Source organism: Vibrio sp. 1580, from assembly GCF_033340055.1.
In genome coordinates, this window is the sequence record NZ_JAWOVT010000005.1 from 354861 (window position 1) to 369298 (window position 14438).

The following is a 14438-nucleotide window of genomic DNA, read 5'->3' on the forward strand; positions in this document are numbered from 1 at the left end:
AATGAAACCAGCACTCAGCAACAAAACTATACCACACCCGTCGACTTGGTCAGCAATGAACAACGGTCCGTGGGTGCTTGAGTCAATCCAGACCCGACTTGATGAATGGTGCCCGAAACTCTTCGGCTACCATATGCTCAAACTGGGCGGGTTGAGCTGTGAGCTAACCAGCTGTAATTGTAACATTCAACACCAAGTCAACGTAGATATCCAGAACCCGTTGCATAATGTGATTGCAGATGGTTACGAATTACCCTTTTTGGAAAAAAGCTTTGATGTTGTGATACTCGCTCATCAGCTCGACTATGCAAGCGATCCACACCGTTTGTTGCGTGAAGTCGATAGAGTGATGATGGATGATGGCTATGTAATTATTACTGGATTCAACCCATTAAGCTTGACTGGATTAGCGAGTTTGCTTCCATGGCGTAAACATAATTTGCCTTGGAGTGGACGAATGTTTACGTCGAACCGCATCAAAGATTGGTTAGGGTTACTTAATTATCAAGTGATTCATTGTGATCGTTATGCGCTGTTTCCGATGAAACGTTACCGTACGATGTGGACATGGTTGGAAAATAGTCTTGGTGATTGGGCATCACCCGCTGGGAGTTTGTATTACATAGTCGCGCGGAAACGGACATACCCTCTCAAGCCTATCAAACCGCATTGGCGCTTGAAGAAAAAGCTCACACCACTTGGGGTGATGAATCGAGAGGGTAACACTATGAGGAAAGAATCTCGCTAAGAGGGTTGGTAACCTGTATCTTCCTCAGTTGGGTTTTCTGCAGCAGTACGGGCTAGCTCATCACACATTTCGTTCTCACGATGGCCTGCGTGGCCTTTTACCCAATGCCATTCAACTTGATGGCGTGCGGTTTCTTTGTCTAGAGCTTGCCATAAATCGGCATTCTTCACGGGTTTTTTATCCGCTGTTTTCCAACCACGCTTCTTCCAGTTATGGATCCACTGAGTAATACCTTGGCGCACATATTGGCTGTCAGTCGTTAAAGTGACTTTGCAAGGTTGTTTTAACGTCTGTAGCGCGACGACAGCCGCCAACATTTCCATGCGGTTGTTGGTAGTTAACGTATAGCCTTTGGAAAGTGTCTTTTCTATGTCTTTGTAACGCAATACTATGCCGTAACCACCTGGTCCTGGGTTACCTAAACAAGAACCGTCAGTGAAAATCTCAACGTGTTTGGTCATATTTTTTGGTACTATTAGCCGAAACATTTAATAAAGCATAGTCTGACATACATAACCTTATGAATACCAGCAGCAATTCTGAATATAACCGCATTGTCGTTCTCGATACCGAAACCACAGGTATGAACCGCGAGGGTGGTCCTCACTACATGGGACACCGCATTATTGAAATCGGTGCCGTGGAGATCATCAACCGTAAGCTGACTGGTCGTCACTTCCACGTTTATTTAAAACCCGATCGTGAAATCCAACCAGAAGCGGTTGAAGTTCACGGTATTACGGATGAATTCTTGGTTGATAAACCGGAATACGCGAGCGTGCACCAAGAGTTTCTTGAGTTTATTAAAGGCGCAGAACTTGTTGCCCACAACGCGCCCTTCGATACCGGCTTTATGGATTACGAGTTTGGCATGCTCGATCCTAACATCGGCAAAACGGACGACTACTGCAAGGTGACCGATACCCTTGCTATGGCGAAGAAAATCTTCCCTGGTAAGCGAAACAACCTTGATATCTTATGTGAACGTTACGGTATTGATAACTCGCACCGTACACTCCACGGAGCTTTGCTCGATGCGGAGATTCTAGCCGACGTTTACCTCTTTATGACGGGTGGTCAAACGAGTCTAGAATTTAACGCGAATAAACAAGAGGGTGGAGTAGAAACCATTCGTCGTATTGAAGGAAGAAAAGCGCTAAAGGTTTTGCGCGCAAGTGCCGATGAACTAGAAGCTCACCAAAAAAGATTAGAGTTGGTGAACGACTGTATTTGGCATCAATAGGAGAAGCTATGTTGAGGGCTTTGTTGGTCGCGTTTTTAGCGATATGGAGTAGTCTCTCGAGTGCTGCGAGTGAATCTACAATGTCTTTGTTAGACAATCGCTTTCGAGTTGATCCAACCATCGAGCAGATCACGTTTTTGGTTTATCGTGAGCAAAGTTCTCAGCCAGTTGTTTTAGTCCGTCCTGACGGTAAAAAATACTATGCTTGGGGCTCTTACGACAATGTACGTTGGTATCAAGAAGCCTCTCTCGATATTATTTCCGTTGATAACCCTATGCCAGGTCCATGGCAGGTTGTGGGGAAAGTTACGCCTAAAAATAACATCCGCTTAATTTCTCACCTAAAGCTCAGTACGGATCTGTTCCCAAACCGATTATATAATGGGGAAGCGCTTAAGTTTACAGCTCGCCTGACCTCCGACGGCAAACCTCTTGTACTGCGCGACTTCCTTGAACGCGTGAATTTGCGCGTGACATTTACCAAGTTTGTCGAAAATGAAGATGAGCTGATCAAAGAAGCTCGTCCAGTGCCGATGGTTGTGGGTGAGTTTTCTGATGACGGCCGCGGCTTGGATGAAAAAGCAGGGGATGGTGTGTTTACGGTTCAGCTCCCAATAGACGTTGAGCCTGGTAAGTACCGCGCGCGCATCACGTCTGGCAATGGCGTATTCTTACGAGCGCAAGAACAAGTCATCTTGGTTTATCCGAACCCAATTTCTCGTACTTTTATTCAGACTCGTAATCCCGATAAGCCACACCAATTAGTGGTGAGTGGCGAGCAAGGTATGATTGCACCAGGCTCCATTGCAGTCACAGTGAAAAAGGACGCTCCCGATGGCTTCATTAGTTACAGCCAAGGACAGGTCTCTAAAGATGGAATGAGAGTTACGTTGGACCTCAATAACGATGCTGAGCTTGGTAAGTACGCATGGCGCGGCGAGATCTTTGCCACTGATTTTGCAACCCAGCGTCCGTTGGTGTTTCCTATTCCAGAGCAAACTTTCAGTGTTGTTGATGAAGTTGATCTAGAAGCTGCTCGAATTGCAAAAGAAGCTGAATTAGCCGAGCAGCGCCGTATTGAAATGGAAAAGCAAATTATCGCTGAGCGGGAGGCTGAGCGTAAGCGCAGCATGATTATTATCGCGGTAGGTAACTTGATAATGCTGCTGATTGTGATCATTGCATGGATAGTTTGGCGCAAAATTAAAGCGAAGCGCGATGCCATGCCAGAGATGCAATTAGAAGTACCAAAGAAATAGTAGTAACACATAAAGCGAGAAACGGAGCCAATCGGCTCCGTTTTTTTCAGTTTAAGTTTGAGACAGAGTTTGATGCTTCTCATGGTCATTAATCATTTTATTTTAAAGTAACACCATGATTTAACGTTGATTAATCATAATAAAGCTCGCATGATACTGTTTACGTTTCGACTTGATTTTAGTGCGTATCGACGGAGTGAGTTATGACAATTGGAGAGTTAGGACTAGAACATTTACCACGACAAAAGGCCTTGGTTGAGTCAGCTTATGATGCCTTTTGTTCTGAAAAAGACGTTGTTGCCGCGGTATTGCTTGGCTCCTTGTCATCAGGACAAGGTGACCGTATTTCGGACGCTGATGTTGTTGTATTTACTCAAAACAACTTCCATAAAGCCTCAGAGCCTTGCTTTACCCAGTTTGAAGCTAATAAAGATATTTTTTATCGCCTTGAGGGAGAGCACAACGAAAATGCGTGTTTCAAAAAATACATTTTTAATGACCTAACCAGTGCAGAGATTCATTGTTTAGATCTCTGTGAGCCCTTCAAACTTTCTAAGCCATTTAAGACTTTATTTGATAAAGCTGATGTGATTGGGGGCATGGTTACTGATGAACCTGCGCCAAAGCATGAAGATTTCCCAGTTTATACCAGTGGTGATCAAGGCCTGATCTGGGAACTCTTTGATTGTATTAAGTGGTTGAGCAGAGATAACCATGAGCTTGCTAAGTCCTATTTGAAAAAACTCTCTGAGAAACTCTAATTTGAGAGTCATCTCCGTTCCTCCCACTGAAGTTAGCTAGGCGGTTAGGTTATGAAATACAAAAAGCGTCAGAAGTATAAATACACTCTCCATTCTGAAGAAAAGGTTGAGACTCACATTTCAGTGAGTAACGCGTATGACAGCCCTTTTCTTAGTTTGTCCAAACAAGGCGTGTTAACGATTAAAAAGGGCTATGCATGGGATGGAGCGAGTGGGCCAGCGTTAGACACAAAAAACATTATGAAAGCTTCTTTAGTGCATGATGCTCTTTACCAACTCATGAGGGAAGAGGTGTTGCCACAAAGTGCTCGAAAGCATGCGGATACGTTGTTGAGAGAAACATGTTTAGAAAAAGGAATGTCTAGCTTCAGAGCAACTTATATCTATTATGGCGTCAGAGTTGTCGGTGGCTTCTTTTCTAGACCTGATACTTTGTGTGCTTAATGGGAACATCTTTCCAACGTTTAACTGTTTATTTATACAGTTTAGTTATGTAAGCTCCAAGGTGATACAAAGGAGTAGTACATAATGACAATAAGATATGAAGAGCATGTGCCAAGCCCGAAAGAATACTATGATATGCGTGTCAAAGCCGGGCTATCACCCAAATCGTTGAAAGCTGCTGAAATTGGTCTACCCAATTCGTTATATGGCGTATCTGTTCGGGATGAAGGAAAGCTCATTGCAATGGGTCGGGTTGTTGGTGACGGGGCGTGTAACTTCGAAATTGTCGACGTTGCCGTTGATTCTGATTATCAAGGCAACGGTTTAGGTAGAAAAGTCATGGAATACATCGACGGTTATCTTTCATCTGTTGCACTTGAAGGCTCTTACGTTTCTATGATTGCTGATGAACCGGTCTTTTACGAAAAGCTTGGTTATAGGCTGGTGGCTCCTAAAAGCCAAGGGATGACAAAAAAGTTTAAGCCAAAGGCGTAACACGTATTCAGCTGTGAAGATAAGCACTAGAAAACAGGAGTTTAATTTCCTGTTTTCTATATTAAATTTGTATTTAAGCCACTTCTGGAATTGGTTTGGGTGGCTGCTCTAAATCAGGCTCTTTTTGAACAGTAGGAATTTGTCCCTCACCCACAGCACTGATGTAACAGCCACTAAGTTTAATGGCAAGGTACATATCAGCTCGCAGTAAGATGCCTCCTTCACTGGTGCTGATACCAGTAAGCTCACACCATTGACGAAGACGTCGTTTCCTTCCTGCGAGGATTAAGCGTACACCTCTCTTTTTCAAAGTATTGTGAATATCTGCCAGTGTTGCCATCACACTGAGATCCAAGTGAGTAAAGCTCGATACGGCGTCGATGACAACGCAACTTGCGTCTTTGTGATGCTCTGCCTGCTCTAACACTCTACGTTTAAAGTAAGGAGCATTGAAGTAAGTTAGCGGTGAGTTAAAGCGGTAAATCACCATTCCAGGAATAGGCGAAGCTTTTCCTGAGTCGTCGATGGTCCGAATGGTACCTTTTTCATCCAAGCCAAGTAGCTGATCACTCGGTCGCATGACAATCCGTAAAAATTGAAACAGCCCTAGCAATACCGCCAAAGTGATCCCCGGTATTACACCCACGATCAACACAGAAATAAAAGTAATGATGGCCAGATAAAATGCATCTTTGTCACGAGATTTTAATTTCCAAATTGCTTTAAGATCGAGCAGCGATAGGGACGCAATGATCAATACAACACCAAGTGAAGAGATAGGGATGAACTGCAAAGGCTCGTAAATAAATACCGCAATAATGGCAATGGTGATTGCGGCGACAATCGAAACTAATTGAGATTTACCGCCATTTGCATCATTGACGGCTGTGCGTGAGTCAGCGCCGCTTATCGCGAAACCTTGCGAAAACGCTGAGGCAATGTTGGCAAAACCCAACGCCTGAAACTCTTTATTAGCATCAATATCATAACCGTTTTTAGCAGCGAAACTGCGGGCGGTGAGCATCATGCTAACAAAACTGACAATCGCAAGGTTGAGAGCCGGGACCACTAGTTCACGAACTTCACCTAGCTCAAACTCCGGTGTTTGAAACTGAGGGAAGCCACCTTGAGTGAGTCCGACAACCGATACGCCCATCTCTTGTAAATGGAAAAACCAAACTGACGCAGTAGTTACGAGGATCGCCAGCATGGCAGCAGGCCAAGTTGGTCGGTAGCGTTTGGTGAGCAAATAAACGACAACTGTCACGATACTCAGAGTTACAGTAGGCCAATGAAGATCGGTTAATCGTTGTGGAGCTTCCCATAAACGTTCCAGTAAATAACGTTGCTCGTATTTCAAACCGACTACTTTCGCAAACTGACCAACGATAATTGTGAGAGCAACACCGTTGAGTAGACCCAAAAGAATCGGACGAGAAAGGAAATCTGCAAATACCCCTAGCTTGAAACGACTTGCCAGTACACACCAAATCCCCGTCATCGCTGTCATGGTCATAACCAACTGCCAATGTTTTGTGGGGTCACCTGCGGCAAGTGGTGTCACAACAGCAGCAATCACTGCACAGGTTGCTGCATCGGGTCCGACAATGAGTTGTCGAGATGTGCCCATCATGGCGTAAACCAACATTGGCAGTACACACGAATACAGACCGACAATTGCGGATACACCAGTTAACTGTGCGTAAGCTATGGCAACTGGCAGTGCAACCGCGACAACAGAAAAGGCGGCTCTAAAGTCGTTAACAAACCATTCTTTTTGATAATGCTTAAGCTGAACAAGCCCTGGGAACCACTGTGCGAGTAATATTTTAGCCAACGGATTTACCATATATGTGAGTGAGTTACTTAAAGTATACACCGCTTAGTTGGAACGTCTGTGAGTTAGTTATCACTGGAAATCGGGAGAAAGATTGGAGTGCGAGGATTTTATTGCGCAGGGGGGCTTTGTAGTGTGAGGTGTTATGAATCCGATTCTGGAAGCAATAAAAAACGGGAGCTGATACTCCCGTTTGTGGTCTCAGATTCTAGAGTTACGCGACACTATCCATCTGAGGGTATAGCGGCTTTGCGGCAAGCAGTTCCGGCTCAAAATCGTCAACGTTGATTGTATCTAGACGATGCTGCTCCGCTTCTCTGAGTAGATCGGCTTCTTCTTGCGTGATAAAGCCTTGCTCTAGCCCTTCCTGAGCAATCATATCCAAACGTAAGAATGGGCGACGCTTACCTTGCGCTTTACATACTTTGTCAAACACAGGTTCAGCTTGAAGAATGACTGACAGCGCAAGCTCAATCTTACCTGCTGCGTTGTGCTCGGTTGGTTCAAGGTATTGACCGCGACCAATGCGTGAGCGCGTTGCACTTGGCGTTTGTAGAATGCGCGCCACTTTACTGTCTAGTTTATCGCTTGGTGCTTTGCGTACGCGACCAAATGGCATGATTAATACGCGTAGCGCACGGCCAATTACTTTGTTCGGGAAGTTTGCTAAGAATTCATCTACTGCCACTTCCGCTTGTTTCAAACTGTCTTGTAGACCCCAGTGTACTAATGGTAAATCTTCGACTGGACGGCCATCTTGCTCAAAACGTTTCAACGTCGCAGAGCTCAAATATAGCTGGCTTAGAATGTCACCAAGACGTGCTGATAGACGCTCTTTACGCTTCAAAGAGCCACCTAGCACTGCCATTGAGATATCCGATAGCAGAGCAAGGTTTGCACTGTAACGGTTCAATTGTTGATAGTAACGCTTGGTTGCATCTTTGGTTGGTGATGAAGAGCCCAGACCGTCGCTCAAACCAAACCAGATACTGCGCACTAGGTTACTCATTGTAAAGCTCACGTGACCAGCAAGCGCTTTATCAAATTTCTCGACAGCATTACTTGCTTCAGAATACGCCGCGTTCATTTCTTCAAGAACGTACGGATGGCAACGGATTGCGCCTTGGCCAAAGATGATCATTGAGCGTGTTAGAATGTTAGCACCCTCAACCGTTACTGCGATTGGCGCACCTTGGTAACCACGAGCTAGGAAGTTAGAAGGTCCCATACAGATACCTTTACCGCCTACGATGTCCATTGCATCGATGATGCTTTGCTGGCCGCGGTGCGTACAGTGATACTTCACGATAGCTGAGATTACTGATGGCTTTTCACCTAAGTCGATACCCGCAACGGTTAAGTTGCTTGCTGCATCCATCACGTAAGCATTACCACCCAAGCGTGCTAATGGTTCTTCAACTCCTTCCATATGGCCGATCGGCTGTTTGAACTGACGGCGAATACGTGAGTAAGCACCGGTTGCCATTGCCGCAGTTTTGATGCCACCTGTTGAGTTTGAAGGTAGCGTGATACCACGTCCAACCGACAGACACTCAACCAGCATACGCCAACCTTGGCCCGCCATTTTTTCGCCACCGATAATGAAATCGATAGGAACAAAGATGTCTTTACCGCGCGTTGGACCATTTTGGAATGGCACATTGAGTGGGAAGTGTCGGTTACCAATCTCAACACCTTTGACATCAGTTGGGATAAGCGCACAAGTGATGCCAAGATCTTCTTTGTCGCCTAGCAAACCTTCAGGATCGCGAAGTTTAAATGCTAAGCCTAGTACCGTTGCGACTGGCGCTAGGGTGATGTAGCGCTTGTTCCAAGTCAGGCGCATACCCAGTACTTCTTTTCCTTCCCATTCGCCTTTACAGACCACACCGTAATCTGGAATAGATCCAGCGTCAGAACCCGCTTCTGGACTTGTTAGGGCGAAACAAGGGATTTCCTTACCTTCAGCTAGACGCGGTAAGTAATGATTTTTCTGATCTTCAGTACCGTAGTGTTGCAGTAGCTCACCTGGGCCCAAAGAGTTAGGAACACCAACGGTAGACGATAGAACGCCAGAAACACCCGTTAATTTTTGTAGTACCAAAGATTGCGCGTATGCTGAGAATTCCAGACCACCGTACTTTTTCTTAATGATCATGGCGAAGAACTTATGATCTTTCAGGTATTGCCAAACTTCTGGCGGTAAGTCCGCGAGTTCATGGGTCACTTGGAAATCACTCACCATGGCGCACACTTCATTCACAGGGCCGTCTAAAAAGGCTTGTTCTTCCGCACTTAACTTAGGTGCTTGAATCGCGTGTAGCTTTTGCCACTCTGGTTTGCCTTTAAATAGTTCGGCTTCCCACCAGACGGTACCTGCGTCTAACGCTTCTTTTTCGGTTTGAGACATAGCTGGCAGCACTTTCTTGAAAAGCACTAACGCTTTGCGGCTAATTAAAGACTGACGTACGCCAGGAACCGCTAGCACAGCTGCGGCGAGAACGTAAATCGCCCAACCAATAACGCCGACAGTACCAGCTACTGTAAGAGCCAGCATGGCTGCGGTGAGTAAGCTAATAGATTTCACGAGAGACATGCGGTGGTAGAGCGTAATGCCTAGCACGATCGCCATCGTGATGATTGAGAGCAAGATGTCCATATGTATTTTCCTTTTCAGACTTTATAAGTTTTGTACGTCTGTATGTTAGGTAAGAGGTCTAACCAGTTGGTTTAAGTGTAATCAAAATATTAAGGAAATGTAAAACATAAGATTGGATAAAAAGTGATCTAAGTAGAGTTAAAATTCTAAAGTTGAGATTTGAGTGATGGTTTCATGAGCAAGTTGACAAGTTTATTACCATCACTAATCTAAATCTGTTGGTTCACTATCGACACTAATTCTCGTTTGTGGGTAAACTCAGAGTAATCAAACCCGAGTTCCGGTTTATGAAATGTCCGATACCAAATTGGTATCAGAACAATTTGCTCAGTGAGTCAAGAGCTGACTGAAGCCGAAATAATAAAGAGAACGTCTTATGTACCATGATCTGATTAGAAGTGAATTAAACGAAGCTGCTGAAGTGCTCAACAAATTTTTAAGCGATGACCATAACATTGCGCAAATCGAAGCAGCGGCGAAAATGATTGCTGACTCATTCAAGCAAGATGGTAAAGTATTGTCGTGTGGTAACGGTGGTTCTCACTGTGATTCAATGCACTTTGCCGAAGAGCTAACAGGCCGTTACCGAGAAAATCGTCCTGGCTATGCTGGTATTGCTATTTCAGATCCAAGCCACCTTTCTTGTGTGAGTAATGACTTTGGTTATGACTTCGTGTTTTCACGCTATGTAGAAGCGGTTGGTCGAAAAGGTGACGTACTGTTTGGTCTGTCGACGTCAGGTAACTCAGGTAACATCCTGAAAGCGATTGAAGCAGCACAAGCGAAAGGCATGAAGACGATTGCGCTAACAGGTAAAGATGGCGGCAAAATGGCAGGCCTTGCAGATATTGAAATCCGCGTGCCACACTTTGGTTATGCAGACCGCATTCAGGAAATTCATATTAAGATTATTCATATCATCATTCAGTTGATCGAAAAAGAGATGGAATAATCGTTTACGGCCACCGTTTCGAGCTGTGTTGTTAGGGAGTTTTTTAAACCATGTGTGAATTGCTCGGTATGAGCGCTAATGTTCCAACGGATATTTGTTTCAGTTTTACTGGGCTCATGCAGCGTGGAGGTCGAACCGGCCCACACCGTGACGGATGGGGGATCACCTTCTACGAAGGGAAGGGCTTTCGAACCTTCAAAGATCCCAAGCCAAGTTGTGAGTCTAAAATAGCAGAGTTGGTACAAAATTATCCCATCAAAAGTCGTGCGGTCGTTAGTCATATCCGACAGGCGAATCGTGGTGGTGTTAATTTAGAAAATACTCATCCCTTTACACGTGAGCTGTGGGGTAGGTATTGGACGTTTGCGCATAACGGTCAGCTCTCTGGCTATCAAGACTTACATACAGGTCGACATCGACCTGTCGGTGAAACAGATAGTGAACTGGCATTTTGCTGGTTGTTGAAGCAAATGGAAGATCGATATCCTGAGCCGCCAAAGGATATGGAGTCGGTATTCTTATATGTTGCTAAATGTTGTGATGAGCTAAGAGAGAAGGGTGTATTTAACATGCTTCTGAGTGATGGTGAGTATGTAATGACGTATTGCACCAATCATTTGTATTGGATCACAAGACGCGCACCGTTTGGAAAAGCTGCTTTGCTTGATGAAGATGTGGAAATTAACTTCCAAGAAGAAACAACGCCACATGACATCGTTTCTGTGATCGCAACTCAACCTTTGACGGGCAACGAAGCTTGGCAGCGTATGAAACCTGGCGAATACGGCTTGTTTCACCTAGGTGAACTAGTCAAAAATAATGCCTCTGAACTGGTAAATGTGCCGTTTGCGGCGGCTAAGCCGGGCAATCAAGCGCCAACCGAACCGTTAGAGTGATGGTCTCTTACTCTGAATATAAAAATAAAGCTCGCTTAATCGCGAGCTTTATTTTTATGCGTTTTAAACCGAGGGCGGATACGGATGAGCATTCTTACTTTCTAGAGTGCTGGTAGTAGAGTCCTAGTCTCGCTAAGGCTTGCTGTAAAGACGTAACTGATAGAAATTTCTCATAAAACACCTCGTCAGTCTGAACGGTGAAGAACGAACCAGATGCAGAATCTACTTTCCGAGTGTTATGTTACTCAAGTGGTTATGGGATTTTTTAGAATGCTGGGTTTTAGGTTTCTAGTCTCACCATGGTTTTCTTGAATCAAGTTTATAAGTATTAAAACAACCAAGAGCAGCCCTCAGGCTGCTCTTTTGTGCTTGGAGTTTATTATTCAGGGCTACTCATCTGAGGCGTACCCATGTACGCCAAGCTCTGCGCCATCTAAATAGGCTTTACCATCCTTCATGATCAACCGCTCGTCTACCAGCCACTTAGCCACCATAGGGTAGATTCGGTGCTCCTGCGCCTGAACACGTGCCGCAAGTACACTAGCATCATCGTCTTCGAACACCGGAACTTTTGCTTGCAGTATGACAGGGCCACCATCAAGCTCTTCCGTTACAAAGTGCACACTCGTACCATGTTCTTTATCGCCAGCATCAATTGCTCTCTGGTGTGTGTGTAGCCCAGGATATTTTGGTAGAAGAGAAGGGTGGATATTGATCATCTTACCCATGTAATGAGAAACAAATGCGCTGCTCAGAATGCGCATGTAACCAGCAAGAATAATCACGTCTGGTTGGTATTCATCTATTTGACTCATTAGCTCTGCATCAAAGCTTTCACGCGAGCTGAATGCTTTAGGGTCGACAAAGTGACCGTCCACATCAAACTTTTTTGCACGTTCTAAACCAAAAGCATCTGCTTTGTTAGAGAACACGGCTGCCACTCGTGCGTTTGGCATGCTGTCTTCGCAAGCTTCCAAGATAGCTTGCAGGTTACTTCCGTTACCCGAGATGAGGACCACAATGTTTTTTAGGGTATGGTTTTTCATGATGTCGAGAGCGCCTTGGTATTGTAGGTTGGAGTTATGTAGCTTCTAAACTACCTACTAATAGAATGGTTTTTAGTGTTCTAGATAGCAAAATGAGGACCTAGTCATCTAGTGTCCTCATTCTTCTTATCTTTTGAGCTCGATTTGCAAATTATTGGATTTCAACTTGCTCTTCGTTCGCGTCTGCTTGTTCGATTTGACCAATTACCCACGCGTTTTCGCCTTCTTCTTTAAGAAGAGCAACTGCTGCATCTGCCTGGTCTTTCGGTAGTGCGACGATTAGACCTACACCACAGTTGAATGTGCGGTACATTTCGTGTGTGTCGACGTTGCCTTTCTCTTGTAGCCACTTGAAGATAACTGGCCATTCCCAACTGTTACCATCGATAACTGCTTTCGTGCCTTCAGGCAGTACGCGTGGGATGTTTTCCCAGAAACCACCACCAGTGATATGAGAAATCGCATGGATGTCGTGTTTCTCAATCATCTTAAGTGCTGACTTGATGTAAATTTTTGTTGGTTCTAGTAGGTGCTCACCAATAGTGCGGCCTGCTAGCTCTTCGCTCTTATCTGCACCAGATACTTCTAGGATCTTACGGATAAGGGAGTAACCGTTTGAGTGTGGGCCGCTTGAGCCAACAGCGATAAGTGCATCACCAGCAGCGACTTTCGTGCCGTCAATCACGTCTTCTTTTTCTACTACGCCAACACAGAAACCAGCTACGTCGTAGTCTTCGCCTTCATACATGCCCGGCATCTCCGCAGTTTCGCCACCAATTAGGGCACAACCTGCTTGAACACACCCTTCTGCGATACCTGAAACAACATCCGCTGCGGTATCAACGTCTAGTTTGCCTGTTGCGTAGTAATCTAGGAAAAACAGTGGCTCTGCGCCTTGCACGATAAGATCATTTACACACATTGCCACTAGGTCGATGCCAATCGTGTCGTGCTTGTTCATATCCAGTGCTAGGCGAAGTTTTGTGCCAACGCCATCAGTACCAGAAACCAGTACAGGTTGTTTGTATTTAGTTGGCAATTCGCATAGCGCGCCAAAACCACCGATACCACCCATAACTTCAGGGCGACGAGTGCGTTTTACCGCACCCTTAATACGATCCACAAGCGCGTTGCCTGCATCAATATCTACACCAGCGTCTTTATAGCTAAGAGAAGAGTTGTTACCACTCACAGGGAAGTCCTCGGTATTAAGTTGGATATGAAAACGGCGCTATTCTAACAGTGCTTAAACATAGATAGCAAACGTTTGCGTCTGTTTTTTTCTTTAGTGATTTATCCTGATATCCCTGTGAAAATCATGTATAATCTGAAGGTTTGTTTAAATATTGCCAACTATAGCCGGAGATGGACATGAAAGTTGTTGAAGTAAAGCACCCTCTAGTAAAACATAAAATTGGTCTAATGAGAGAAGGTGACATCAGCACAAAACGTTTTCGTGAGTTAGCGACTGAGGTCGGTAGCCTACTTACTTACGAAGCAACGTCAGACTTTGAAACAGAAAAAGTGACCATTGATGGTTGGAACGGTCCGGTAGAAGTAGACCAGATTAAAGGTAAAAAAGTAACCGTAGTGCCAATCCTACGTGCAGGTCTAGGCATGATGGATGGAGTTCTTGAGCACATGCCAAGCGCACGTATCAGTGTTGTGGGTATTTACCGTGATGAAGAAACGCTTGAGCCAGTTCCTTACTTCAACAAGCTTGCTTCAAACATCGAGGAGCGTATTGCGCTTGTTGTTGACCCAATGCTTGCAACAGGTGGTTCTATGATTGCTACTATCGATCTCCTAAAAGAGAAAGGTTGTAACCAAATCAAAGTGCTGGTACTTGTTGCTGCACCAGAAGGTATTGAAGCGCTAGAAAAAGCACACCCAGATGTTGAGCTATACACTGCGGCAATCGATGAGAAGCTTAATGACAAAGGCTACATCGTTCCGGGTCTAGGCGATGCAGGTGATAAGATCTTCGGTACTAAGTAATTCTTTGATGTATTACTATGACTTGACCCGTCCTGATATGGGTTGACACTTTTTAACTAAAACGCTCGATGTACTTCATCGGGCGTTTTGTATTTTAAAG

Annotated in this window: 14 protein-coding genes; 9 read left to right on the forward strand and 5 right to left on the reverse strand. The window is 44.9% G+C overall.

Annotation, left to right across the window (positions count from 1 at the left end; genetic code table 11):
- Window position 1 precedes the first annotated feature (1 nt).
- Complete coding sequence (locus tag R7093_RS10880; protein ID WP_017636046.1) at window positions 2-748, forward strand: class I SAM-dependent methyltransferase; 747 nt, start codon at window positions 2-4, stop codon at window positions 746-748.
- On the opposite strand, the gene rnhA is transcribed toward R7093_RS10880, so the two are convergent.
- On the reverse strand, window positions 745-1209 hold the full coding sequence (rnhA, locus tag R7093_RS10885; RefSeq protein ID WP_213896056.1) for a ribonuclease HI: 465 nt from the start codon (window positions 1207-1209) through the stop codon (window positions 745-747). The two genes, R7093_RS10880 and rnhA, sit on opposite strands and share 4 nt — an antisense overlap.
- A 59-nt stretch (window positions 1210-1268) precedes the next feature.
- Here rnhA and dnaQ point away from each other — a divergent pair, with 59 nt between their 5' ends.
- The 5 genes from dnaQ (at window position 1269) to R7093_RS10910 (ending at window position 4950) form a co-directional block, all read left to right on the forward strand.
- The gene (gene dnaQ, locus R7093_RS10890) at window positions 1269-1991 is read left to right on the forward strand and encodes a DNA polymerase III subunit epsilon (RefSeq protein ID WP_005380385.1); all 723 of its coding nucleotides are present in this window, start codon (window positions 1269-1271) and stop codon (window positions 1989-1991) included.
- Window positions 1992-1999: 8 nt separating this feature from the next.
- The gene (locus R7093_RS10895; RefSeq protein WP_213896055.1) at window positions 2000-3250 is read left to right on the forward strand and encodes a TIGR03503 family protein; all 1251 of its coding nucleotides are present in this window, start codon (window positions 2000-2002) and stop codon (window positions 3248-3250) included.
- 203 nt (window positions 3251-3453) lie between these two features.
- Complete coding sequence (locus tag R7093_RS10900) at window positions 3454-4011, forward strand: nucleotidyltransferase domain-containing protein (RefSeq protein WP_053304069.1); 558 nt, start codon at window positions 3454-3456, stop codon at window positions 4009-4011.
- A gap of 51 nt (window positions 4012-4062) precedes the next feature.
- Complete coding sequence (locus R7093_RS10905; RefSeq protein ID WP_213896054.1) at window positions 4063-4455, forward strand: DUF1353 domain-containing protein; 393 nt, start codon at window positions 4063-4065, stop codon at window positions 4453-4455.
- A gap of 84 nt (window positions 4456-4539) precedes the next feature.
- A complete protein-coding gene (locus R7093_RS10910; protein WP_033905502.1) occupies window positions 4540-4950 on the forward strand; it encodes a GNAT family N-acetyltransferase in 411 nt (136 codons plus the stop codon).
- Window positions 4951-5023: 73 nt separating this feature from the next.
- On the opposite strand, the gene R7093_RS10915 is transcribed toward R7093_RS10910, so the two are convergent.
- Entirely contained in the window at window positions 5024-6799 is a 1776-nt protein-coding gene (locus tag R7093_RS10915) for a SulP family inorganic anion transporter (protein WP_005391826.1), read from the reverse strand.
- Between the two features lie 202 nt (window positions 6800-7001).
- Window positions 7002-9446 carry an acyl-CoA dehydrogenase FadE gene (gene fadE, locus R7093_RS10920; protein WP_005385392.1) on the reverse strand — a complete coding sequence of 815 codons (2445 nt, stop codon included), beginning with the start codon at window positions 9444-9446 and terminating at the stop codon, window positions 7002-7004.
- A gap of 376 nt (window positions 9447-9822) precedes the next feature.
- On the opposite strand from fadE, the gene lpcA reads away from it, so the two are divergent.
- Both lpcA and R7093_RS10930 read left to right on the forward strand, forming a co-directional pair.
- A complete protein-coding gene (lpcA, locus tag R7093_RS10925; protein ID WP_005380392.1) occupies window positions 9823-10398 on the forward strand; it encodes a D-sedoheptulose 7-phosphate isomerase in 576 nt (191 codons plus the stop codon).
- Between the two features lie 50 nt (window positions 10399-10448).
- A complete protein-coding gene (locus R7093_RS10930) occupies window positions 10449-11294 on the forward strand; it encodes a class II glutamine amidotransferase (protein ID WP_005380394.1) in 846 nt (281 codons plus the stop codon).
- A gap of 389 nt (window positions 11295-11683) precedes the next feature.
- Here the strand turns inward: R7093_RS10930 and purN are convergent, their stop codons facing one another.
- The gene (gene purN, locus R7093_RS10935; RefSeq protein ID WP_005394347.1) at window positions 11684-12340 is read right to left on the reverse strand and encodes a phosphoribosylglycinamide formyltransferase; all 657 of its coding nucleotides are present in this window, start codon (window positions 12338-12340) and stop codon (window positions 11684-11686) included.
- Window positions 12341-12491: 151 nt separating this feature from the next.
- Window positions 12492-13532, reverse strand: coding sequence for a phosphoribosylformylglycinamidine cyclo-ligase (gene purM / locus R7093_RS10940; protein ID WP_005380399.1), 1041 nt, complete (start codon window positions 13530-13532; stop codon window positions 12492-12494).
- 179 nt (window positions 13533-13711) lie between these two features.
- Between purM and upp the strand changes: the two genes are divergently transcribed.
- On the forward strand, window positions 13712-14338 hold the full coding sequence (gene upp / locus R7093_RS10945) for a uracil phosphoribosyltransferase (protein WP_005380401.1): 627 nt from the start codon (window positions 13712-13714) through the stop codon (window positions 14336-14338).
- Window positions 14339-14438: the final 100 nt, after the last annotated feature.